Source organism: Rhizobium sp. RAF56 (assembly GCF_052113965.1).
Lineage (GTDB): Bacteria > Pseudomonadota > Alphaproteobacteria > Rhizobiales > Rhizobiaceae > Rhizobium.
Map to the genome: position 1 here is coordinate 1 of NZ_JBFRDU010000026.1, position 23,324 is coordinate 23,324.

The 23,324-nt window shown below is 61.5% G+C and carries 24 protein-coding genes; all 24 read left to right on the forward strand.

Annotated elements, in window-relative coordinates:
• A partial coding sequence (locus AB4048_RS20395; RefSeq protein WP_442203812.1) for a flagellin occupies window positions 1-360 on the forward strand: 360 nt, incomplete at its 5' end.
• A gap of 261 nt (window positions 361-621) precedes the next feature.
• Window positions 622-1,533: a flagellin N-terminal helical domain-containing protein gene (locus tag AB4048_RS20400; protein ID WP_442203813.1), complete on the forward strand. Its 912-nt coding sequence runs from the start codon at window positions 622-624 to the stop codon at window positions 1,531-1,533.
• A gap of 267 nt (window positions 1,534-1,800) precedes the next feature.
• Window positions 1,801-2,766 carry a flagellin N-terminal helical domain-containing protein gene (locus AB4048_RS20405; protein WP_442203814.1) on the forward strand — a complete coding sequence of 322 codons (966 nt, stop codon included), beginning with the start codon at window positions 1,801-1,803 and terminating at the stop codon, window positions 2,764-2,766.
• Window positions 2,767-3,034: 268 nt separating this feature from the next.
• Entirely contained in the window at window positions 3,035-3,667 is a 633-nt protein-coding gene (locus AB4048_RS20410) for a hypothetical protein (RefSeq protein ID WP_442203815.1), read from the forward strand.
• The gene (locus AB4048_RS20415) at window positions 3,664-4,992 is read left to right on the forward strand and encodes a MotB family protein (RefSeq protein ID WP_442203816.1); all 1,329 of its coding nucleotides are present in this window, start codon (window positions 3,664-3,666) and stop codon (window positions 4,990-4,992) included. The genes AB4048_RS20410 and AB4048_RS20415 overlap by 4 nt, the downstream gene beginning before the upstream one ends.
• Before the next feature lie 4 nt (window positions 4,993-4,996).
• Window positions 4,997-6,304, forward strand: a complete 1,308-nt coding sequence (gene motC, locus AB4048_RS20420) for a chemotaxis protein MotC (RefSeq protein WP_442203817.1) — start codon at window positions 4,997-4,999, stop codon at window positions 6,302-6,304.
• A gap of 2 nt (window positions 6,305-6,306) precedes the next feature.
• Window positions 6,307-7,800, forward strand: a complete 1,494-nt coding sequence (fliK, locus tag AB4048_RS20425; RefSeq protein ID WP_442203818.1) for a flagellar hook-length control protein FliK — start codon at window positions 6,307-6,309, stop codon at window positions 7,798-7,800.
• Window positions 7,733-8,311, forward strand: a complete 579-nt coding sequence (locus AB4048_RS20430; RefSeq protein ID WP_442203819.1) for a transglycosylase SLT domain-containing protein — start codon at window positions 7,733-7,735, stop codon at window positions 8,309-8,311. The genes fliK and AB4048_RS20430 overlap by 68 nt, the downstream gene beginning before the upstream one ends.
• Before the next feature lie 281 nt (window positions 8,312-8,592).
• A complete protein-coding gene (locus AB4048_RS20435; RefSeq protein ID WP_442203820.1) occupies window positions 8,593-9,264 on the forward strand; it encodes a response regulator transcription factor in 672 nt (223 codons plus the stop codon).
• Window positions 9,265-9,393: 129 nt separating this feature from the next.
• Entirely contained in the window at window positions 9,394-10,686 is a 1,293-nt protein-coding gene (locus AB4048_RS20440; protein ID WP_442203821.1) for a flagellar hook protein FlgE, read from the forward strand.
• A gap of 18 nt (window positions 10,687-10,704) precedes the next feature.
• Window positions 10,705-12,195: a flagellar hook-associated protein FlgK gene (gene flgK / locus AB4048_RS20445; RefSeq protein WP_442203822.1), complete on the forward strand. Its 1,491-nt coding sequence runs from the start codon at window positions 10,705-10,707 to the stop codon at window positions 12,193-12,195.
• 3 nt (window positions 12,196-12,198) lie between these two features.
• Complete coding sequence (locus AB4048_RS20450; protein WP_442203823.1) at window positions 12,199-13,236, forward strand: flagellar hook-associated family protein; 1,038 nt, start codon at window positions 12,199-12,201, stop codon at window positions 13,234-13,236.
• A gap of 58 nt (window positions 13,237-13,294) precedes the next feature.
• Window positions 13,295-13,642, forward strand: coding sequence for a flagellar biosynthesis regulator FlaF (gene flaF / locus AB4048_RS20455; RefSeq protein ID WP_442203824.1), 348 nt, complete (start codon window positions 13,295-13,297; stop codon window positions 13,640-13,642).
• Window positions 13,639-14,088 carry a flagellar biosynthesis repressor FlbT gene (flbT, locus tag AB4048_RS20460; protein WP_442203825.1) on the forward strand — a complete coding sequence of 150 codons (450 nt, stop codon included), beginning with the start codon at window positions 13,639-13,641 and terminating at the stop codon, window positions 14,086-14,088. The genes flaF and flbT overlap by 4 nt, the downstream gene beginning before the upstream one ends.
• Window positions 14,079-14,567, forward strand: a complete 489-nt coding sequence (gene flgD, locus AB4048_RS20465) for a flagellar hook assembly protein FlgD (protein ID WP_442203826.1) — start codon at window positions 14,079-14,081, stop codon at window positions 14,565-14,567. The genes flbT and flgD overlap by 10 nt, the downstream gene beginning before the upstream one ends.
• Before the next feature lie 136 nt (window positions 14,568-14,703).
• Window positions 14,704-14,970, forward strand: a complete 267-nt coding sequence (gene fliQ, locus AB4048_RS20470) for a flagellar biosynthesis protein FliQ (protein ID WP_442203827.1) — start codon at window positions 14,704-14,706, stop codon at window positions 14,968-14,970.
• A 118-nt stretch (window positions 14,971-15,088) separates the two neighbouring features.
• Complete coding sequence (gene flhA, locus AB4048_RS20475; RefSeq protein WP_442203828.1) at window positions 15,089-17,176, forward strand: flagellar biosynthesis protein FlhA; 2,088 nt, start codon at window positions 15,089-15,091, stop codon at window positions 17,174-17,176.
• Window positions 17,173-17,928 (forward strand): flagellar biosynthetic protein FliR, encoded by a 756-nt coding sequence (fliR, locus tag AB4048_RS20480; RefSeq protein ID WP_442203829.1) that lies wholly within the window; start codon window positions 17,173-17,175, stop codon window positions 17,926-17,928. The genes flhA and fliR overlap by 4 nt, the downstream gene beginning before the upstream one ends.
• A 24-nt stretch (window positions 17,929-17,952) precedes the next feature.
• Complete coding sequence (locus AB4048_RS20485) at window positions 17,953-18,372, forward strand: hypothetical protein (protein ID WP_442203830.1); 420 nt, start codon at window positions 17,953-17,955, stop codon at window positions 18,370-18,372.
• A gap of 31 nt (window positions 18,373-18,403) precedes the next feature.
• Entirely contained in the window at window positions 18,404-19,006 is a 603-nt protein-coding gene (locus tag AB4048_RS20490) for a rod-binding protein (protein ID WP_442203831.1), read from the forward strand.
• Window positions 19,007-19,016: 10 nt separating this feature from the next.
• Window positions 19,017-19,382 carry a hypothetical protein gene (locus AB4048_RS20495; protein ID WP_442203867.1) on the forward strand — a complete coding sequence of 122 codons (366 nt, stop codon included), beginning with the start codon at window positions 19,017-19,019 and terminating at the stop codon, window positions 19,380-19,382.
• Entirely contained in the window at window positions 19,382-19,921 is a 540-nt protein-coding gene (locus AB4048_RS20500; RefSeq protein ID WP_442203832.1) for a hypothetical protein, read from the forward strand. The genes AB4048_RS20495 and AB4048_RS20500 overlap by 1 nt, the downstream gene beginning before the upstream one ends.
• A gap of 467 nt (window positions 19,922-20,388) precedes the next feature.
• Window positions 20,389-21,186: a WecB/TagA/CpsF family glycosyltransferase gene (locus tag AB4048_RS20505; protein ID WP_442203833.1), complete on the forward strand. Its 798-nt coding sequence runs from the start codon at window positions 20,389-20,391 to the stop codon at window positions 21,184-21,186.
• Between the two features lie 96 nt (window positions 21,187-21,282).
• Entirely contained in the window at window positions 21,283-23,241 is a 1,959-nt protein-coding gene (locus AB4048_RS20510; RefSeq protein ID WP_442203834.1) for a hypothetical protein, read from the forward strand.
• Window positions 23,242-23,324: the final 83 nt, after the last annotated feature.

Consider the following 23,324-nt stretch of genomic DNA (forward strand, 5'->3'; position numbering starts at 1 on the left):
GGCATCCTCGGCACGGCCTATTCGACGGCTTCGAGCTACTCGGTCTACAGCCTGGATATTTCGTCCATGACCTCCGGTCAGATCGCCGGCGCGCTGAGCATGGTGGAATCGGCTCTGAAGACGATGACTTCGGCTGCTTCCAAGCTCGGTTCGATTTCGAGCCGCATCGAGCTGCAGACGAGCTTTACCTCGGATCTGCGCGACTCCATCCAGTCGGGCGTTGGCAAGCTCGTCGATGCCGACATGGAGCAGGAATCGAGCAAGCTGTCTGCTCTGCAGACACAGCAGCAGCTGGCGATCCAGTCGCTGTCGATCTCCAACTCCTCGTCGCAGAACATCCTGTCGCTCTTCCGCGGCTGATGACAGCTTGCCGGCGGCCGCCCGACGGCGGCCGATCGAAAATCAGGAAAACCGCGCCCCGAAACGGGCGCGGTTTTTCGCGTGGCGCCTTTCGTTTATTAGCGTTAACGATTTATTAACCTTTTTTGTGTCATCTGCGGTTGACGTAACGGTTGGTTAACCATTCCTAAAAGGCGGTTAACAGGCATGACGCTGACTTCCGCTACCCGGCCCAAGACCGGAATGTCCCTTCAGATTTAGTGCCATAAGGGGCAGATACCGATGACCAGCATCCTCACCAACGGCGCCGCGATGGCCGCCCTTCAGACCCTTCGTTCGATAGGTACCAATCTCGAGACCACGCAGAATGCCGTGTCCTCCGGCTATCGCGTCTCGAAAGCGTCCGATAACGCCGCCTACTGGTCGATCGCCACCACGATGCGCTCCGACAACAGCGCGCTGTCGGCCGTTTCCGACGCGCTCGGCCTCGGCGCCGCGAAGGTCGATACCGCCTATTCCGCGATGAGCAGTGCGATCGACGTCGTTTCGTCGATCAAGTCGAAACTGACGGCGGCAGTCGAAGACGGCGTCGACAAGACCAAAGTGCAGGAAGAGGTCAAGCAGCTGCAGCAGCAGCTCCTGGGCATTGCGCAATCCGCAAGCTTCTCCGGCGAAAACTGGGTCGCCGGCAGCGGCGGCAAGAGCGTCGTATCCTCCTTCGTGCGCTCGGCCAACGGTCAGGTGGCGGTACAGGTCACGCCCTACACGCTCGACCCCACTTCCACCGGCAACGTTCTCTTCGGTATCGATTCGGTCGGGCAGATCGACATGGCAACCGGCATCATCGGCTCCACGACCTCGTCGCTCGGCTCGATCTTCACCATGAACATCGCCGCCATGACCAGCGGCGATATCCAGACGGCGTTGACGATGGTCGAGCGGGCGCTGAGCTCCACGACCGCCGCAGCCTCGCAGCTCGGCTCGATCGCCAATCGCATCGACCTGCAGACGAACTTCGTCTCGGCGCTCAGCGATTCTATCGACTCCGGCATCGGCAAGCTGGTGGATGCCGACATGGAGGAAGAATCGAGCAAGTTGAGTGCTCTGCAAACGCAACAACAGCTTGCCATTCAATCACTGCAGATCGCCAATAACAGCGCGCAGAACGTGCTGTCGCTTTTCCACGGCAACTGATCGTTCGCCGTCAACAGCTATGGCCGCGCCCGCTAAGGGCGCGGTTTTGTTTTTTAAAACAGGCCTTGAGTGAAGCTTGCGCCGCGATCGCGATCGACGATTTCACACTTGCGCCGGCGCTTAGCGACTTGTTAAGCATAGATGGCAGCCGATTTGCTGCGAACGACTGGCCGTGCCGGGTTTCGACCCGCCGGCGGGCATGACGCCGATCCAGTCGCTACCGGGTCCGCTCGGTCTGTCCCCTTCATTTTCATTGTGGGTTTTTCGATGAACAGCGTGACGACCAACGCCGCCTCCTTGGGCGCCCTTACCGTACTTAGCGGCGTGACCAAGCAGTTGAACGCCGTCCAGAAGGAGGTCTCGTCGGGGCATCGCATCGATTCCGCGTCAGACGACCCCACCTACTGGTCGATGGCGACAACGATGCGCTCGGACGTCAGCAGCCTGTCGACGATCTCGGATGCACTCGGCCTCTCCTCGGGCAAGGTCGATACCACCTACACGACCATGGAGAAGGCGATCGACCTCCTCACGCAAATCCGTTCGAAGCTGACGACCGCCCAGGAGGCGGGCGTCGACAAGACCCAGATCAACAGCGACTTGAGCGACCTGAAGGCGCAGCTGGCCGCAATGGCGCAATCGGCGTCCTTCTCCGGCGAGAACTGGCTCTACAACTCGAGCCCCGTGCTCGAGGGCCAGAAGTCGATCATCAGCAATTTCACACGCGGCAGCAGCGGCGAAATCCGCTTGAGCGCCATGACCTACGACAGCTCGCAGGCGCTGATGATCGATACGTCGGACCCGAGCCGCGGGCTATTCACGAAAAACATCGAGGCGCTCAATGCGGACGGGACCGGCACCGGCCGTTTCTATTATCTGCTGAACGGCGGAGCCACGCCGCAGGCCGGCGGCACGGAGATTGCCTTGTCGGCGTCGACGACGGACCAGCAGCTCAAGGATATGCTCAATGCCACCAACGCCGTTCTGAAGTCGGTGACGTCATCCGCGACCGTTCTCGGCGTATTGAAGTCGCGCATCGACGACCAGACGACCTTTGTCGCGAATTTGCAGGACAGCATCACCAAGAGCATCGGCGATCTCATCGACACCGACATGGACGAGGCATCGAGCCGTCTGACCGCCCTCAAGACGGCCCAGGACATGGGAACGCAGTCGGTCTCGATCGCCAATACCATGGCATCGAAACTGCTGATCCTGCTGCGCGGTTCGTGAGTGTCAGCGCGGGCCGCGTCGCGTGCCCTCGCGTTCCCCCAGTGCAATGGGCGCCGCATTCATCCTCGCACAAGTTTGACTTCCTACGGTTCCGGACAAAGGCACCCTAATGCGGCACCAACCTTGATCCCCGCGCAGTTGCGCGGGTTCAGGACCTTCGAACCGGAATCGTGATGATCCAACCATTCGGCATGACAATCCGGTCTTCGGTTTCTGAGAAGGACCGGTGCGCGCGAAGTGCCGCCCACACGAACGACAGGCGGGCTGCATGAGCGCTGCTCTTTCACGCTATCTGAAGGATTTCGGCACCGTTGCGCCGCCGCCCCTGGTGGTTGCCGATCCGGTATTCGAGGACGTTTCCGCTTTCGCTGTTGTTCCGGAGGCGGACCCGATCGATATCGAGACCTTGCGCCAAGGCGCGTTCGACGAGGGCAGGGAGGCGGCGGAGGCCGAGCTCTCGGTGACGCACCAGGCGGCGCTGGACGCCGCCGTCGCCGCCCACGGCGAGGAGATCGAGGCGCTGCGCATCCGCTATGAGACGGAAGCCGCCGAGCGCATCGGCGCCGGCTTGCGGCAGATCGCGGCCCTCCTTGCCGAAACGATCAGCGCCGAGACGGCCGCGGCGCTCGGACCGGTGATGAGCGAGGCCGTGAGCACGAAGGCGATCGCTGAATTGGCCAGCCTTATCGAAGCGGCAATACTCGAGGGTGCGGCTGGCCCGATCAGTGTCAGCGGCCCCCGGGATCTTTTTGAAAGCCTGACGGCGCTGCTCGGCGAGAAAGCCGGGCTGCTCAGCCACATCGACGCAGCCGACATCGATCTTTCGGTGACGATCGGTGAGAGCGTTCTTGTGACGCGCATGTCGGCCTGGGCCGATGGCTTGAGGAAGATTTGGGCATGAGCGAGAACGAGAACCACCACCACGGCAAGAACGAGATCGTCGTCGTCAAGCGTCACGGCGGCGGCGATCACGAGGGTCATCATGGCGGCGCCTGGAAGATCGCTTACGCCGACTTCATGACGGCGATGATGGCATTCTTCCTCGTTATGTGGCTGGTCAATGCGGCCAACGAGCAGACCAAGGCCTCGATCACCAGCTACTTCAATCCCATCAAGCTCGCCGACGAGAAGCCGACGGTGAAGGGGTTGAAAAAGCCGGTCGATCAGGCAGAGGGCGAAGAGACAAAGGAAAAATCAAAGCAGAAGGCCGAGGATACCGCCAACGCATCGGCTGCGGAAACCGGCAAGGACGAGACATCGACCGCAGGCGACCAGACCAATTACTCCGAAGCGGATTTCTTCGAAAATCCCTATTCGGTTCTGGCGGAAATCGCCCAGGAGGTCGGTCAGCAGGCCAATGTCAGCGCCAAGGGCGAGGGCGGGGCTGCCGATTCAGGTCCAGCGACCGGTGCCGACGGCGGCAAGGCCTACCGCGATCCTTTCGATCCCGACTTCTGGACCAAGCAGGTAGAGGTTTCGACCGCCAGCAAGAAGGCGGCGGATACCGAGACAGCCGGCGAGGACACGCCGAAGGGGGAAGTCGTGGCAATGGCGAAGGCAACCGCCACCGACGACGGCAAGGTGACGACCGAACCCCAGACGCCGGAAGAAAAGCCGACACTGAGCCAGGATGACGCAGGCGACGCCGTTGAGCGAAGCGCATCGGAACAGACCACCCCTCTCAAGCCGGGCGGCAAGGATGCGCACAAGGCGGCGAACGATGCGGCCGAGGGTGACGCGAAGCCGGCGTCGAAGAAAGATCAGCAGGCCGCCAAGGAGTTGCAGCAGGAGATCGCAAGGCAGATCAGCGGAGTGGCGGGTCAATTGGCCGAGGGGCTGGTCGTGACGTCGGCCGAAGGCGGCTTGCTGGTGACGCTCTCCGATCAGAGCAACGACCCGATGTTCAATGTCGGCTCGGCGGTGCCGCGCCGGGAGATGGTGCTGGCGATGGAAAAGATCGGCAAGATCCTGGCCGACCGCAAGGGCGCAGTCGTCATCCGCGGACATACCGATGCGCGACCCTTCAAAGGCGGCAAGAACGACAACTGGCGACTTTCGCTCGATCGCGCCCAGAGTGCCTACTACATGCTGGTCCATGGCGGGCTTGACGAGAAGCGCGTGTCGCAGGTGTCGGGCTTTGCCGACAGGCGGCTGAAGTTGCCGGACGATCCATTCAACGACGCGAACCGCCGCATCGAAATCCTCGTGCAGGGCGATCAAGGCTAGGTTCATGGCACGCTCACACCGCCGGCTGTTTCTGACACTTCTCCTGGCCCTGGGCGCGGCGGCGCCTGGGATCGTCCGTGCCGAGGATCAGGAGCAACTGCCGCCCTACAAGATGTTGCGGTCGCTGCAGTTCGTGCAGGACGCGGTGGTGCTGGGCGACCATTCCGGCGGGGAGATGCAGAGCTTTCTTTTGACGGCGCTCGACGAGCGGCTTCGTACGGCGGAGAAATCCGTTTTCGACGACAGTCGCAATGTCGATGCCGCGCTGATCTACGCGATGAGCGGCGGCAATCCCACGACGCTCGAATTCCTGATGTCGCGCGATACGAACGGCAACTTCGACAACCGCGTGGCCGATGTGCTGCGCAAGTATCTGAACGGCAAAGGCCTGCTCGTCGCAAAGAGCTTGGCCGACACCGCAATGGAATATCGCGACAAGAAAATCGGGCCGTATCTCTCGCTCGTCGCGGGCAACGTGATGGGCGCGAAGGATCCGAAAAGCGCGCTGAAACTCTACGACTGGGCGCGGCTCGTGGCGCCGGGGACGATCGTCGAGGAAGCGGCACTGCGCCGTTCGGTGGCGCTGGCGACGCAAGCGGGGCTGACGGCGCAGGGCCTCGGTTATGCGCAGCGGTATGTCCGAAGGTTTCTGCATTCACCCTACGCCGGCCAGTTCGCAGACCTCTTCGTCACCTTCGTCGTCGAGCGCAGCAAGGAGATGAAGGCCGGGGACGTCACCGGCATTCTGGACTTCATGGACGCGCCGCGGCAGCGGGAAGTCTACCTGCGCATCGCGCGCCGCGCCGCGATTGAAGGCAGGCTTGAGCTTGCCGAACTGGCGGCCAGCCGGGCCAAGGCCATTCCGGGCGATGAGAGCGAAGCCTTCCAGTCGCTGGCCGCGCTCTACGGGGGCCTCGCCGGCATCCCAACGCCCGGGATCGACGCCGCACGACAAAACATCAGCACGATCCCCGAGGGGGAATTGAACGCCAGGGACAGGGCGCTCCGAGAGGCGGCGCAGGCCGTGGCCGACGCTGTGCTCCAGCCGCCGGATCCCGACAGCCTCACGCAAGCCATTTCTCCTAACGTCACCAGTGAAGCAAAAACTGAACATAGTGCCGCTCCCGCAAATGACCTACCCGGCGCCCCGGCTGCCGCAGCGGGGGATGTTCAGAAAGAGGCAGCCGCGCCCCAGGCAAAATCGGTGGCAGCGGCTAGGCAGGATGCCGACGCGTCTTTCGACTCATTTGTCACGACAAGCCGCTCGAAGCTCGACGCGCTCGACGGGCTCCTTGACCAAGAGGGCAAGTAATCATGATGGATATCGGTATTTCCGGCGCCGCACCGGCCGCCGAGCCTTCTGTGGTGGTCAAGAGTGGCCGCAACGGCCAGGACAACGGCCACGGTTTCAATGATGCCCTGTCGCAGGCGAGCGGACGCGATCGCAACGCTGCGGGCGACCGGCGCGATAGCCGCGCCGCGGGATCGGACGCGAGCGCAAGCAAAGCGGGCGCCGGTCGTGCGGAGGCCGGTGGACGGGCAGTCGCACGCGCGCCGCACGCTGCGGCTTCCGCGACCGACGCGAATAGCCAGGCGGATGACACCGCGTCGGACGCATCGGAAGACGCGGCCGCCGAGGTGGCGACGGCAATCGCGAGCGACCAGGCTGCCGACGCTCAACCTGATGCGCCGACGAACGCCGCACTTGCAGCCATGCTTGCCAGCACGGCGCTTGGCGAGAATGTGGCGGACAATGCGGCCTCGACCGATGGCGTCTCCGAGAATGCCGACGATGGCGACAAGACGGAAGAGCGTGACGATGCCGTCGGCGCCCAAGCGACTGCCGATGTATTGACATTGCTGGGTGCGGTGACAGACCCGGCTCCGCCGGCGGTCATCGCGGCCGCCGCCGCCGGGTCCGCATCGATTTCCGGCGCACAACCGGCCAAGGCCGCGCCGCAGGCGGCGCCCTCCGGCAAAACCAGCGATGGCCTCAGCGTGCTTGCCCAGCAGGCAAACTCGCGAAAGCCGAGCGATAGCCTCGGCAGCGTCGCTGCTCCGGCTGCAAATACGGACGAAGCCGACGCTTCCGACACCGCATTGCCGACTGTGAAGGTTGCGCGTGCCGATGGTAATGGACGGGTCTTCGACCTATCCCTTTCACGTGGCCATGACGACAGCCTCGATGTCGAGGCCAAGACGTCGAACGCCGGCAATATCGACGTGACGGTACTGGATCAGCGGCGCTATCTCGGCCTTGCCGCTGGAACCAACTCGGCGACAATTCTCGGTACGCTCGGCGGCAATGGCGAATGGACGAGCGCGATGAGCCCAAGCTCGGAACTCTCCAACCAGGCGCTCTGGACGAGCACCGGCAAGGTCGTCAACACGCTGAAGATCCAGCTCCATCCGCAGGATCTGGGCACCGTCACGGCGACGATGCGCCTGTCTGGCGATGAATTGAGCATCGATCTGAAGGTTCATACCGGCGAGGCCTATCGCCAGCTCAGCAGCGATCAGAGCCATATTCTCGACGCGTTGCGATCTCAGGGCTATACGGTCGATCGCGTCACGGTCAGTATGGCGGCGTCCGATAGCAACGATGCGAATGCCGGTTCAGGCTTCCAGGGACAGCAGCAGGCGACGGCCAATCAGAATCAAGGCGGGGAGGCTCAGTCGCGCAGGCAAGGCTATTCCGGACAGCAGGCGAGCGGAAATGAAGGCAATTGGAGCGTTGGGGATGCGGAAACCAATGATGGCGCTGGCGGTGCTAGTCGGCGCGGTCGCGCTGGCGGCGTCTACCTCTGAGGGGAACGCTTCGTCAGCCTCCGGTCTCTGCGAACGCGAAATCCAGTCCGCCGCAGCCAAGTACGGCATACCCGAAGGGATCCTCTATTCGGTCGGTCTGACGGAGACCGGACGCAAGGGATCGCTCTACCCTTACGCGCTGAATATCGAAGGCAAGCCCTTCTTTCCACCCTCCGAACAGGCAGCCCTCCTGCAGTTCGCCGCGGCACGCACGAGCGGCGCCAAGTTGATCGATATCGGTTGCATGCAGATCAACCAGTACTTTCATGGAGAGAACTTTTCCTCGACGGAAGAGATGTTCGATCCGCACCAAAACGTCGAATATGCCGCGAAGTTTTTGCGCAACCTGCACGATAGGCATGAGACCTGGACGATGGCCGTGGCACGATATCACGCAGGTCCGAACAACGATCCGGCGCAGAAGGTGTACGTGTGCCGCGTGATCGCCAATCTGGTGGCGACCGGTTACGGAAAATGGACGCCCAACGCAGCTCAATTTTGTCGCGATTGATTAGCTAAAAAGTTGTATTTTTGTCACAGCGCTACATTAGTCATATTATGGCGAGATTGCGGGCAAAAATAGAACGCAAGGCCTTATTCACCAGACGTTAACTTTTCCACGTTATTCTTGTGTGGATTGCGCCGTCCTGCCACTAGATGTAGGCCAAATCACGCCGCATATATTAATCAATTATTAATTATCATTCACGATTTCCTACAGTTGTTCGCGATTCGCCCGATTCGTACCCATTGGCGTGTTGAATTGCACCACACTGATTCGGAGGCGGACGAATGATCGTAGTGGTTGATGAGCGCGAGCTCGTTAAGGACGGATATACTTCCCTTTTTAGTCGCGAAGGCATCCCGTCGACGGGGTTCGATCCCCGCGAGTTCGGGGAGTGGGTACAGACGGCTGCGGATGCTGATATCGCAGCGGTCGAGACCTTTCTTTTGGGGCAGGGGCAGCACACGATGGAGCTCCCCCGGTTCATTCGCGACCGGTCGCTTGCGCCGGTGATCGCGGTCAGCGACCAGCACTCTCTCGAGAATACTCTTGCACTTTTTGATTGTGGCGTGGACGACGTTGTCCGCAAGCCGGTCCATCCGCGCGAGATTCTTGCACGTGCTGCCGCAATCCGCCGTCGACTGAAGGCGATCTCGGGCCACACGGATGTCGGCCCGATCCGGGTCTTCTCCGACGGGCGTGATCCCGAGGTGGAGGGTGTCGTGTTTGCGCTGCCGCGCAGGGAGCGCCGCATTCTGGAATACCTGATCGCCAACCGCGGTCGCCGCGTGACGAAGACCCAGATCTTCAACGCGATCTACGGCATCTTCGACGAAGAGGTCGAAGAGAATGTCGTCGAAAGCCATATTTCCAAGCTTCGCAAGAAGTTGCGCAAACGGCTCGACTTCGATCCGGTCGATTCGAAGCGCTTCCTTGGCTATTGCATCGATTGGGATTGATGCCGGGCTGCCGCCCCCAATGCTTCTTTGAAAAGCTGACTATCTATCGCCGGCTTTTCCTCCTTCCAGACAGCTTCACGCAAGGCCCGCCTCATAGTCTTGGGCCAACACGGAAAACGAGGATTGCAGATGAGCATTTTCGGCAGCATGAAAACCGCAGTTTCAGGGATGAACGCCCAGGCTAACCGCCTGAGCGTCGTTTCCGACAATATCGCGAATTCGAATACGACTGGCTATAAGGCTGCCTCTACCTCGTTTTCCTCGATGGTCCTGCCCTCCAGCAGCGGCAACTATACCTCCGGCGGCGTCACCACCAACGTCCGCTACTCGGTGTCCGACCAGGGTGACCTCAGCTACACGACCTCAGGCACCGACCTTGCGCTGCAGGGCAACGGCTTCTTCATCGTTCAGAATGGTGCGGGCAAGAACTACCTGACCCGCGCCGGCGACTTCACCAAGGCGCCGGATGGCGACCTCGTCAACTCCGCCGGTTTCACGCTGATGGGGTACCCCTATTCCTCGGGCGCCCCCTCTGTGGTCGTCAACGGTTTCGGCGGTCTCGTACCTGTCAATGTCGACAGCTTCGGTCTTTCGGCCAATGCCTCGTCGACCGGCAGCTTCAGCGGCAATCTCGACGCAGGTGCTGATATCCAAGGCGCGTCGCACGTGCCTCCGACGACCTTGCCGTCGGCAAACACGGCCGGTGCGACCTACACGTCGAAATCGTCGTTGACGGCTTTCGATGGCGTCGGCAACTCCAGCATCTACGACTTCTATTTCACCAAGACGGCAGAGACCGCGACCAGCAGCACCTGGGAAGTGGTCGCCTATCGGCAGGATGGCGCGGCGACGACGGGAACCTCATCCTTCCCCTACGCGGCCGGCTCCCAGGTTTTGTCAAGCACCATGACGTTCGACAACAAGGGCCAGCTGACCAGCAGCGGCGCCATGACGTTGACCGACGCGAGCTATACGCCGTCGCAGACCATCGCGATGGATCTGAGCAATTTCACCCAGCTCGCCGCAGGCTTCGGGGCGACGGGTAACGTGGACGGCAATGCCGCCAGCGCCGTCGACGGCGTGAAAATCGGCACCGATGGCGTCGTCTACGCCAGCTACGCCGATGGCTCGACCAAGCCGCTCTACCGCATTCCGCTGGCAACCGTTTCGAGCCCGGACAATCTGACTGTCGAGACCGGCAACGTCTATTCGCAGAGCGCAAGCTCGGGCGTCATCATCACCGGCTTCCCGGGCGAGGGCACCTTCGGCACGGTCAAGTCGAACGCGCTCGAAGCCTCCAACGTCGATCTCGCGAGCGAGTTGACGGAGATGATCCAGGCGCAGCGCAGCTACACGGCAAATTCCAAGGTGTTCCAGACGGGTTCCGACCTGATGGACGTCCTCGTCAATCTTCAGCGCTAGTAAGTATTCGGGGCTCTCATGTCTCTCACGTCCGCACTCAATACGGCGCAGTCGATATTCAACAACTCCGGCACCCAAAGCAGCACGGTGTCGAACAATATCGCCAACGCCAACAACGCGAACTACACGCGACGCCAGGCCGTTCTGTCGACCTCGCTCGCCGGTGCGCAGGTGGTGCAGATTGCGCGAGCGCAAGAGCCCCGGTTGCAGGCCCAGTTTCTGACCAGCACTTCGCAGGACAGCGCCCAGCAGCGGCTCCTCAAGGGACTGGAAGACATCAAGGCGACGCTTGGCGGCAACGACAACGAAACCTCGCCGTCCACCTATCTCGCGGCGCTGCAGTCGGCGCTGCAGAACTACGCGTCGTCTCCATCGAGCACGACGGCGGCGCAGTCCGCGATCACGGCAGCGACCGACGTTGCAACGGCGCTCAACAACGCGACCGATTCCCTCCAGGGCATCCGGCTCGGCGCCGACCAGGAAATCGCCTCCGGCGTTACCAAGCTGAACAACCTGCTCGCCCAGTTCAAGACCGCCAACGACGCTGCGAAGTCGTCCAAGGACGGCACGAACGAGTTGGCATCCGCGATGGATACGCGTGATTCCCTGCTGCAGCAGATATCCGAGATCGTCGGCATCACCACGGTGACGCGATCCGGTAACGATATGGCGATCTATACCTCCGACGGCACGCCGCTCTTCGACGTGGTCGCCCGCACGGTAAGCTTCAAGCCGACGAACACCTATGTGCCGGGCCTTGCAGGCAACGGGATCTATGTCGACGGCGCGCCGCTTCTGGCTGGCTCCGGTCCGCAGACGACCGGCCAAGGCAGTCTGCAGGCGCTTCTTCAGATCCGCGACACGGTCGCTCCGACCTACCAATCGCAGCTTGACGACCTGAGCCGCGCCCTGGTGGTGATGTTCTCCGAAACCGGCGGTGGAACGCAGCCGGGCAAGCCTGGCCTCTTCACCTGGAAGCCTTCGAGCGGCGCGGCTTACACGCCGACCACCGACAGCGTCATTCCGGATCCGACGTCGCCGAACATTGCCGGCATCGCAGGCACGATCAAGGTCAATCCGGCCTTTGTTACCTCGCTCGGGGGCAACCCGAGCCTGCTCAGGGACGGCGGTGCCAACGGCGCGGCCTACGTGGTCAACACGTCAGGTGCCAGCGGCTATTCCGACCAACTCGATGGCTATGCCACGGCGATGGACGCCGATATGTCCTTCGATCCCATGACCGGCGTCGCGACCAATGCCAGCATTCTGGAATTTGCCGCGAACTCGGTCGGCTGGGTGGAGAGCAATCGCAGCGGAGCGTCGGCGGCGGCCGAGAATACCGCGGCGGCACAGTCTAGGTCGTCGGAAGCCTATTCGAACGAGACCGGCGTCAATCTCGACGAGGAACTTTCACTGCTGATGGACATCGAGCAGTCGTACAAGGCGGGCACGAAAATCTTGAACGCCATCGACGAAATGCTCCAATCGTTACTGCAAGCGGCGGGCTAAGCCATGAAACTCTCATTCATTTCCAGCAATGCAATCCAGAACGCCATGCGGCAGACAATCCGTCAGTCGCAGAACGAGATGACGGCGGCCTCGCAGGAAGCGACGACGGGGATCTATGCGGATATCGGTCTCGCTCTCGGCGGCAATACGGCCAAGAGCGTCGATCTCAGCCGCGAGGTCTCGCGCATCGATGCGATAACCAACAGCAATTCGATCGTCACGCAACGCCTCTCCTCGTCGCAGCAAGCGCTGACGGCGATGTCGAAATCGGCACAGACGATGCTCGACCAATTGGTGGCGCTTTCCGGCAACCAGGATGCAAACAGCATACAGCTGACGCAGCAGACAGCCGCCTCCTCTCTGGAGACGCTCGGCAGCTATGCCAACACCATGGTCGACGGGGAATATCTCTTTGCCGGCATCAATACGGACGTAAAGCCGTTCAACGACGACAGCACCAACACCACCAGCGCTATCAACACGGCGCTGACCGCCTACATGACCGCAAATTCGATCCCTTCGGTCGACAAGATGACCGGCGCGCAGATGACCGACTTCATCACGACCAAGGTCGAGCCGATGTTTACCGGGGCGGGATGGTCGAGTTGGTCGAGCGCGTCGAGCCAGAACATGACGAGCCGCATCAGCAACTCGGAAGTCGTGGAGTCCTCGACCAACACCAACACGCCCGGCATGCGCTACTTTGCTCTCGCCTCGGTGATGACGTCGGCGCTGATGGGGCAGAACCTGAGTGCGGACGCGCGCAGCGCGGTGTCGACGCAGGCGATCAGCTACACCCGCCAGGCGATCGACGGGATCAACGATCAGCAGGCGACGCTCGGCCTTTCCGAATCGCGGGTCTCCAAGGCCAACGATGCGCTCTCCGCGCAGAAGGACATCATTCAGAACCGCGTGCTGGACCTGCAAGGGGTCGACCCCTACGAGGCATCGACGAAGGTCAATTCCCTGCAGACGCAGCTTGAAACCGCCTACACGATCGTCGCCAAGATTCAGCAGCTCAGTCTCGTGAACTACCTCTGACGACCCTCAAGTAGCCTTTGATGAATAAAGGTGAGTAATGACCAGGAAGGATGCATGAATGTATCAGTTCTCGTACGCGGAGGTCATGCAAGACTCCGTCGCGGACGCAAAAGAACGGGAGCGCCAGGTCCTTGACCGATCGATTTCTCTCCTGGCTGCGGCGCGCGACGTGGAGAAATACTCAAAAGAGGCAATCGAAGCCCTCTTTTATACAAGGCGGGTTTGGGTCAGCTTCGTTGAAGACCTGAAGAGCCCGGAGAACCAGCTTGACATCGAGTTGCGTGCCAATCTGATTTCAATCGCGATCTGGATTTTGAAGGAATGCGATCTCATCCGAAAACGGCAGTCCAGCAACTATCAAGGCATCATCGACGTCACAACCATCATCAGGGATGGACTTAAATGAAAAGTACCCTTCGCATATCGCTTAAAGCCGGAGAAAAGATCTTTATAAACGGGGCCGTGCTGCGCGTGGACCGCAAGGTCGCGTTGGAGTTTCTGAACGACGTCACCTTTCTGCTCGAAAACCACGTTCTCCAGCCGGAGGATGCGACGACGCCGCTGCGTCAGCTCTACTTCATCGCGCAGATGATCCTGATCAATCCGGAAGGCAAGGAACAATCGACGACGATGTTCCGCAAGTCGATCATCATGCTGCTCAATTGCTTCAAGAACGACGAGGTGCTCGCCGAACTGAAGCGCATCGACGGCATGGTGTCCTCCGGACGGGCTTTCGACGCGCTGAAGGCAATCCGCGGGCTCTATGCGATCGAGGATAGCATCCTCAACTCGGTCGAAATGTCGCCGGCAACCGTCGAGCAGATTCGCAGGGAAATCGCACCATGGCGGTAGATCCGGTCAGCGCCCTGAGTTCTGCGAGCGGTGCCAGCGGGTCGACCGCGGCAAGTGCCGCGGCGAGCGCATCGCTGAACTACAACGACTTCCTGAAGCTCTTGATCACGCAGATGAAGACGCAGGATCCGACGGATCCGATGGACGCCAGCGAGCAGATCTCGCAGCTCGCAAGCTTCTCGCAGGTCGAACAGCAGGTGCAGACGAACTCGCATCTGGAAACCGTGCTGCAGAACCAGATGCTTTCCCAGGCGGCCGACTACATCGGCAAGGAAATCGCCAGCGCCGACGGCACCGTCACCGGGACGATCAAGGAAGTCAGCGTTTATTCAGACGGCATCATCGCGGTCACAAACGAGGGCAAGAAGCTGCTGATCCAGCCGGGCGTCACGATTGCCCCGGCCGGCACGAAGATCGATACGACCGTTACCGGCACGAGCAGCACCGGTTCGGACAGCGACACTTCTTCCGGCGCCTAGCGCAAGCCTGTCCCTGTGATAGGAGTGAAGAACTGCCGCGGCTGATTCGAGCGGCAGTGCTTCGCCGTATCGGATGCGGCGCGACGAAACAGACAATGGCATTGCATGACGCAAATGCCGCTTCGGGAGTGCGGCCATGAATGAAGCCGACGCATTGGATATCTTTCAGGCCGCCATCTGGACCGTGCTCGTCGCCTCGGGGCCGGCGGTTCTCTCGGCCATGGTCGTCGGCCTTGTGATCGCTCTCATCCAGGCGCTCACGCAAATCCAGGAAGCGACTTTGACCTTCGTGCCAAAGATCGTCGCGGTGCTCGTGGCAGTCGGGCTCAGTGCACCGCTGGTCGGCTCGCAGATATCCATCTTCAGCACGCTCGTCTTTTCCCGCATCCAGTCGGGGTTCTAGACGAGCGCCCGGCACCCCGGCGGCCATCCTCGCGCAAGCTTCACCGCTTAAAAGTCGAATGAAATAGGCAGGTGGCGTCGCCGCCAGCCCCTTCTCATGAAGAGACGGAACCGGACTTATGGCGCAGCCACCTGCAATTCCCCTTCCCAAAGCCGCTCCAAATATAAGCGATATCGGCTTTGCGCTCGGCATTGTCGTCATCCTGTGCGTGCTGTTCCTGCCTATCCCGCCCTTTCTTATCGACATGGGTCTGGCCTTCTCGATCGCACTGTCGGTGCTGATCCTGATGGTGGCGCTGTGGATCAAGAAGCCGCTGGAATTCTCGTCCTTCCCGACCATCCTTCTGATCGCCACGATGGCGCGCCTGTCGCTGAACATTGCGACGACCCGCGTCATCCTCTCTCACGGCAACGAGGGACATAACGCCGCCGGCGGCGTGATCGCCGGCTTCGCCAGCCTCGTCATGTCCGGCGATTTCGTGATCGGTCTGATCGTCTTCATGATCCTGATCACCATCAACTTCATCGTTATCACCAAGGGCGCGACGCGTATCGCGGAAGTCGGCGCCCGCTTCACGCTCGATGCCATTCCCGGCAAGCAGATGGCGATCGACGCCGATCTGTCGGCGGGATTGATCGACGAAAAGGAAGCGCAGCGGCGGCGTCGAGAGCTGGAGGAGGAGAGCTCCTTCTTCGGCGCCATGGACGGTGCCTCGAAGTTCGTGCGCGGCGACGCCGTGGCCGGCCTGCTGATCACCGCGATCAACGTCTTCGGCGGGATTATCATCGGCTATTTCCGGCACGGCATGCCGATCGGCGAAGCGGCCGACGTCTTCGTCAAGCTGTCGGTCGGCGACGGCCTCGTCTCGCAGATGCCGGCGCTCATCATCTCGCTTGCCGCGGGCCTCCTCGTTTCGCGCGGCGGCACGTCGGGCTCGACAGACCAGGCCGTCATCGGCCAGCTCAGCGGATATCCGCGTGCGCTTGCGGTCGCGGCGTTGCTGATGGGCCTTCTTGCCGTCATGCCGGGCCTGCCCTTCATTCCCTTCACGTTCCTCGGTGGCCTGATGGCCGCGGGAGCGTGGTTCATTCCGCGCCAGGTCGAGGCCGAGAACCAGCTGCGTCGCGACGCGGAGGAAAAGAAGGCGGTGCAATCGAAGGAGCAGGAGAAGGATTCGGTCAAGTCGGTTCTGAAGACCGCGGAAATCGAGCTCGCACTTGGCAAGATCGTCTCGACGCGGCTGCTCGGTGCCCACCAGGAATTGGCTTTCCGCGTCGGCAAGATGCGCAAGAAGTTCGCCACGCAGTATGGTTTCGTAGTCCCCGAGATCAAGGTGACCGACGACATCGCCATTGCCGACAAGGCCTATCAGATCCGCATACACGGAACGACGATCGCCTCGAACATGCTGCGCGTCGGCGAAGTCCTGGTCGTCACCGGCTCGGGGCGCAAGCCGAGCGTTCCGAGCGACGAGATCAGGGAGCCCGCGTTCGGCATGCCGGCGGTTTCGGTGCTGGAGCAGTTCACCGAAGACCTGAAGCGCGAAGGCTTCCAGCCGATCGACAACGTCTCCGTCGTGCTCACGCATATGAGCGAGGTCATTCGCAACAACCTGCCCGCCCTCCTGTCCTACAAGGACGTGAAGGTCCTCATCGAGCGCCTCGATCCGGAATACAAAAAGCTCGCGGACGAGATCTGCACCTCGCATATGTCCTATTCCGGTCTGCAGGCGGTGCTCAAGCTGCTGCTGGCCGAGCGCGTTTCGATCCGCAACCTCCATCTCATTCTGGAAGCAGTGGCCGAGCTCGCCCCGCACGTGCGCAAGACCGAGCAGATCGTCGAGCACGTCCGCGTCCGCATGGCCCAGCAGCTCTGCGGCGACCTCGCCGACAATGGGGTGCTGCGCGTTCTCAGGTTGGGCAGCAAGTGGGACCTTGCCTTCCATCAGGCATTGAAGCGCGATGCCAAGGGCGAAGTCGTCGAGTTCGACATCGATCCGAGAACGCTCGAGGAGTTCAGTGAGGAGGCGACGCGAGAAATCCGTGAATTCATGGATCGCGGCCTGCCTTTCGTACTTGTTACCTCGCCGGAAACACGCTCCTATGTGCGCATGATCATCGAGCGCCTGTTTTCGACGCTACCCGTTCTTTCGCATGTGGAGCTGGCCAAAGGAATCGAGATCAAGATTCTGGGCTCCATTTCATGATCACAGACCCTCAGGGGACCATCCTTGCCTTGTTTCTCGCATTCTGCCGGATTGGCGCCTGCGTGATGGTTCTTCCAGGGTTTTCATCGGGCCGCGTTCCCCAGCAGGTCCGCATTCTCGTCGCCGTGGCGTTGTCGATGGCCGTGCTTCCGGTCCTTTGGGACGTCATCTATCCCAAGGCGTCGTCGGCCGCGCCGGGCGCCTATCTCTCGCTCGTCTTCAGCGAATCGCTGATCGGCGCGATGTACGGCATGATGGCGCGGCTTTACACGATCGGCCTGCAATTTGCCGGCACGATCATCTCGATGTCGATCGGTTTCAGCGCGCCGGGCGGCATGGACATCATCGAGGATACCAGCGAGTCGTCGCTGATTTCGCTGATCGGATTTTGCGGCCTGATGATTCTTTTCATGCTGGACTTCCACCACTACGTCTTCCGCGCGCTCGTCGATTCCTATTCGTCAATTCCGCTCGGCGGCCACCTGGAAATGCGGGCAACGTTGATTTCCTTTACCGACACGCTGCAGACGACCACCTACATCATGCTGCGGCTTGCGAGCCCTTTTCTGCTTTATGGCCTGCTGTTCCAGGTTTCGATCGGCTTCATCAACAAGCTCGCCCCGCAGATCCCGGTCTATTTCGTATCGACCCCCTACCTGCTGATGGGGGGGCTGTTCATGTTCTACCTGGCGATCGCGAGGCTTTTGACCCAGTTCGCCGATGCATTTCTCAGCGTTTACAACGGTCATTAGGACCGAGGCCATGGAGAATCCGCAATGGTCGAAAGGACCCGCTCTGAAAAGCTCAAGCGTCTGGTCGCCGTGCAGCGTCACCTCGAGCGCATGACGGAAAACGAACTCGCCGATACGACGCGGGTGCGCAACGACGTGCAGCAATCGATGGAGCGGGTCATGGACGCGATCGGCTCGGTGGATCCGCTGCACCAGGCGTTTTCAAAGCACTACGGCGATCGTTACGGGCGCCTGACCATCAGGGACAATCAGCTTGCCGGCATGCAGAACCTGCTCGAAACGCAGGTGCTGAAGGAGCGCACGAAAGCCGACCGCCTGGAAGAGCATATGAAAGAAGCAAGAGAAGCGGAAGACCGCGAGGCCGACGACGAGGCGATCTACGATATCGTCGATCAGAAGTTCGCAAGCGGCACGCCAGCCTCCAGCAAGGTTCAAAAACCATAATCGTCGCGATTTCAATGAAAGGAAACGTGACGTGGCTATTTCACCCCCAAGTGATTTGGTCCTGGATGTTGTAAAGGCCGCCGACCCGGCCGATGTTCAGGCGGCCCAGGCGAAGCTTCTCGCCAACAGGGCAGCGTTTGCCGCCAATAGCCTCGCCGAAAACGGCAACGGCTTTGATGCCGCGGTGGACGTGCTCAAGCGCACGAGCACGAGCTCGCAAGCGGGTCTCGCCAACACCAGCGAGCGCACGACGAAGACCGACAAAGTGCCGGAGGTCTATCAGAAGTTCGAGGCGATGGTGTTGCAGAACTTCCTGCAGAACATGATGCCGAAGAGCGAAACCTTCTACGGCAAGGGCGCCGCCGGGGAGATCTGGAAGGGCATGATGGCTGACCAGATCAGCGGCGAAATGTCCAAGAGCGGCGGCGTCGGCATCGCAGAAAAAATGTACCAGGACCAACTCCAGAAGGTGCGCGGCAATGGTGTCGCGAATGCCAAGACGGACGAAAACGATCGCAAGATGGCTTTGAGCATGATTACCGAATTCGAGCGCAAATCGCTCGCCCCAGCATCCGCCGATGACGCAACGACGTCAGCAACATCCCAGGGCAACGTAACGACGAAGGAGGCTTGAGCACATGGATATGGAAGTCATGTCGAGCGACTACCGCATCAAGTCGGTTCTGGGACGTCTGGAACTGATCATAGACAATGAGAACGACCGGATCGGCCGCGACCCGGAATTCGACCTCAAGGTTTCGAACGCGCATAAGAGCCGCTGCCTCTACGAACTGTCTTCGCTGTTTCGCGATACGGATCCGGAACAGCTCGCGTCGAGCCACATGAACCAGCTGCACGGCTTGAAGAAAAAGCTTGCACTCAACGCCCGACGCGTCGAGGCGCACCTGGAGGCGGTTCGCGCCGTCGCCGAGATCCTGAAGAACGCCGCCCAGGACGCCGACGCGGACGGCACCTATTCCCAGGAACAATTCATGATCCGTGAGGCTTGATGGTCAAGCTTGTCCTCACCGGCCTGTGGGTTTGCGCCATCACGCTGGCATCGGTGTATTTCTCGGTGCAGATGGCGACTGCGCCGGCCGTTGATCCGAATGCAGACAAGAAACAGCAGGAATATGTCGCGGGCGAAACGGTCAGCATTCCCGTCATCGACAAGGGCGGCATCGGCGGATACTTCGTCACGAAAATCTCCTACATGATGGGCAAGGAGCAGCCGAAAGAGCCGGGACTGCCGCTGACGGAACTTGCGACCGACGAGCTCTACACGCTCCTCGTCGGCAACAAGGTGGTCGATCTCGCGCATACCGACCGCTTCGATCTTGCCGCCTTTCGCGCAGACATAAAAAAAGGCCTCAACGAGCGTCTCGGCGGCGAGTTCATCGCCAACGTTCTCGTGGAGCAACTCGGCTATCTTTCGAAGGACGAGCTCAGCGCCAATCAATCGGCGCCGGTGAAGAAGAACCTCAAACCGCGACCGATCGTCGAAGGCATGGAACCGCCACCGGGCGCGGTGCTGAAGGCCGCCGAATAGCCAGCCATACGACTGCGAAGCTTCAAAACCGGCCGTCCGCCCTGCGGCCGGCCGTTTGTTTGCTGACAAAGCAGTGTTTTTGCGAGCGCTGTTCGTTCTCTCCGTCATCCCGGCCTTGAGCGATCGAGTCCGGGGTGACGGCGGATAGGGGCGCAGTCCCGGTAAGCCGTCAGAGTTTGTCAGCAGTCTGACGGTCGTCCGCCCTGTGTACGCCGTTTGTTGTGCCGAGGCCGAGATGCTTAACAACTCCTTGATTCATCAACGCAATTGCATGCTGTTTTACTAATATAAGATTTAAGGCGGGCAGCTATGCTTCGGGTGTCGGGCATGTCGCGCCGGCCCGGATTGGGCGGGGCGCTAGCGCGGCGTTTCGCGATACCGCCGCACATCCGTGCTAGGCGGGAAATCGGGCATGGGTTGGGTTTGCCGGCGTAGATGCGTGAACGCGTCTTCGGCAGGAGGTGCGTGTGAATATTGTCGCGAATTTCGCGGTTTTCGCCCCGCGGCGTATGATCCTCGATGTGCCCGTCTGTGATTTCGATTGGGAAGAGGCGCTGCGCTCTGTCAACGAGCTGGCGTTGCGGCCGAGCGGACAGACGGTCATTTCCTTCGTCAACGCCCACAATCTGCTCGTCCAGCAGCGCGATGCCAACTATCGCGAGATCCTTGCCCGCAATCTCGTCCTGCCGGACGGCATCGGCCTCGACATCGCCTCGCGCGTCGCGCACGGCGTATCGTTTCCCGCCAATCTCAACGGCACCGATTTCGTTCCAGCACTCCTGACCTACATGGATCAGCCGATGCGGGTCGGGCTCATCGGCGGAACTGGCGCGGTCGTCGCGCGCGCGGCGGAAAATTTTCGCCGGCATGCGCCCTGGCACGACTTCATCGTGATTTCCGACGGATATCTCGGTCAGGGGCGCAGTGATGCGGTCGCCGAGGAGGCGTTGCGGCAGGAACTCGACGTGCTCATCGTGGGCATGGGAACGCCGCTCCAGGAAAAATGGGTGGCCGCTCATATCAGGCCCGAGCACGCGCGCCTCGTTCTAACGGTTGGCGCACTGTTCGATTTCGTATCGGAGCGGGTGCCGCGCGCCCCGCGCCTTGTGCGTGCCCTGAGGCTCGAATGGACATTCCGGATGGTACAGGAGCCCCGTCGTCTTTGGCGGCGCTATCTTCTCGGTGGGCCGCTTTTCTTCCACCAGGTCGTGCGTTACCGACTTCGCCGCAAGTTCGGCGCTTCCCGGCGCCGTCGGATGCGCTGAGCGTTAATACTTTGTTTGCCCTATAATTTTAGAGTGGCTTAATCATCCGGACCGCGCCGGCGGGAGATGACCGGACATGGGATGAGATAAGCTGCGATGCCAACGAGAAGCGCGACCGCACGAACCGTGCCAGGCGGAATTTTCGCCAGCAGGCCCGTGCCCGAGGAAGGCGCCGGTCTTCCTGCATATCAGGAACGCGGCTACCCGGCTGCGGCAAACGCCGAGCCGCGCGGAGAGGCGGCGCTGCTCGACATCATCCGCCGCGCGCTCGACGGCGATCCCTTTCCGGTTTCAGGCGGTGGGTCTGCCGCCCGTCCTGGAGACGAGACCCTTGCCGACAAGATCCGCGGCATCCTCAATCACGATCAGAGCCTCGAGGAACTATCGGCGGACGCCGAGAGCGGTGGTCTGGGCATGCCCGCGCGATTGCCCGCCGCCGTGGAACAGGCCACCGGCGTTCCGACTCCGGCGGCACTCGAACGCGAGGAGGAAGACGCGCTTGTTCCAATCGGCGCCCCGCTCGCGGAGGTTCCTTCCTTCGAACTCCCGCAGCCCGAGCTTCAGCCTCGGCGAATTTTTGGTCGGGCCGCGATCGCTTTCGTTGCTTGCGCAGCAATCCTCGGCGCGGCAGCGCCGGCACTTGTCCTTGACGGGTCGCCGCGGTTTGCCGCCGAAGCACGATTGCAGGCGCGGGCGGATATTCCCTCGGGTTGGCTCGATGCGATCGCCAAACGGATCGGCTCGCCGCATTCTCTCACGCAGGCCGTTGCCAAGCTGAAGCTCGATCACGATCCGGAGTTTACCAGCAAAAATACCGGTGTATGGACGGTCGCGAGCGAACTCCTGTTCGGCAATGAGGGCGCGTCGGACGCGCCTTCCCGGGCGCAGGCGGCGCTCAGCGACGCTGTTTCGGTTGACGCCGACGCTGGCGCTGGCGCCTTGCGTCTATCGGTGACGACCGGCAGCGGTGAAAAATCGGCGCGCATCGCCAACCTGCTTGCCGACGCAGCCGTATACGATGCCATGATTGCCGAAGGCGCCGAAAGCACCGGGACCAAGGCCGCCGGCGCTGCTCTCGACCGCGCGACGGCCGCACTCGACGTCTTTACCCGCGAAAACGGCGCGGAGCGCATAAAGGCCGCGACCGATCTGCAGCGGCAGCGAAAGAACATCGACGCTGAAATCGCCGCCACGCGCCAGGCGGTCGCGACGGCGAGGGAAAAAGTGGCGGCGACACAATCGACGCGGCTCGGTGACCTCATCGACGGCTCTTTCGACGGCGCGTCGTCTTCGCCGGCGCTCGACGACCTGCGGCAACGCTATGTCGCGGCCCAAGCCGCGCTGTCGCAGCTGTCCGTAAACCTCGGGCCGCGTCATCCGCGTTTGATCGCACAGAAAGCTGCGGTCGACGGTTTGACGGCCAGCATGCGGGCGGAGTTGCGGCGGCTGGCGACGGCCGCGGACGCGGAACTTGCCGCCGCCGTCACTGAGGAGAAGCGCCTCTCGGATCGCATGGCGGCGCTCGGCAAGCAATCTGCCGGGATCGACCTGGCGCGCCTCGGCCAGTTGCAGAGCGACGTCGAAACGACGCGCGCCGCATACGAGGCGTCGACCGCTCGGACGGCCAAGCCGGTGGGCGGTGGCGAGCCGCTGTCCGTCGTCACCCCTGCCGTCGGCATGGCTGTCGTCGATAGCGGGCTGCTGCCCCTGGAAGCGGCCGGGTTTCTCTTAGGGTTCGGCGTTTCGGCGCTCTGTGTGGTCGGCTATGCCCGGCGCCGAGGCACGCCTCGCGGCGGAAACGCCGTTGCGGAAGTTGCTGTTGGCCGTCAGGAAGCGGCGCCGGAAGCGCGTGTCGAACCGCTGGAAATTGCAGCGGACGAGATGCCGCTCGCGCCTATTTCCGCGGCTCACATCGAGCCTGAAAATCGCACGGTTGCGGATATTGGGCAGAGTGGGCAGGACCTCGCCCTGGTGCGGCATGACATGACAAAACTCAGGGCAAAGCTCGAGGCCTATGCCAGCCAGCGCGCCCGGCGCGGGGTGCCGTCCCGCTGAATTGCGCTTGCAATTACCGCATTTAGATATGATAGGGCGTTGGCAGGCAAACCGGACCCGGAGCCTGGCTATAGGCTGGCGCG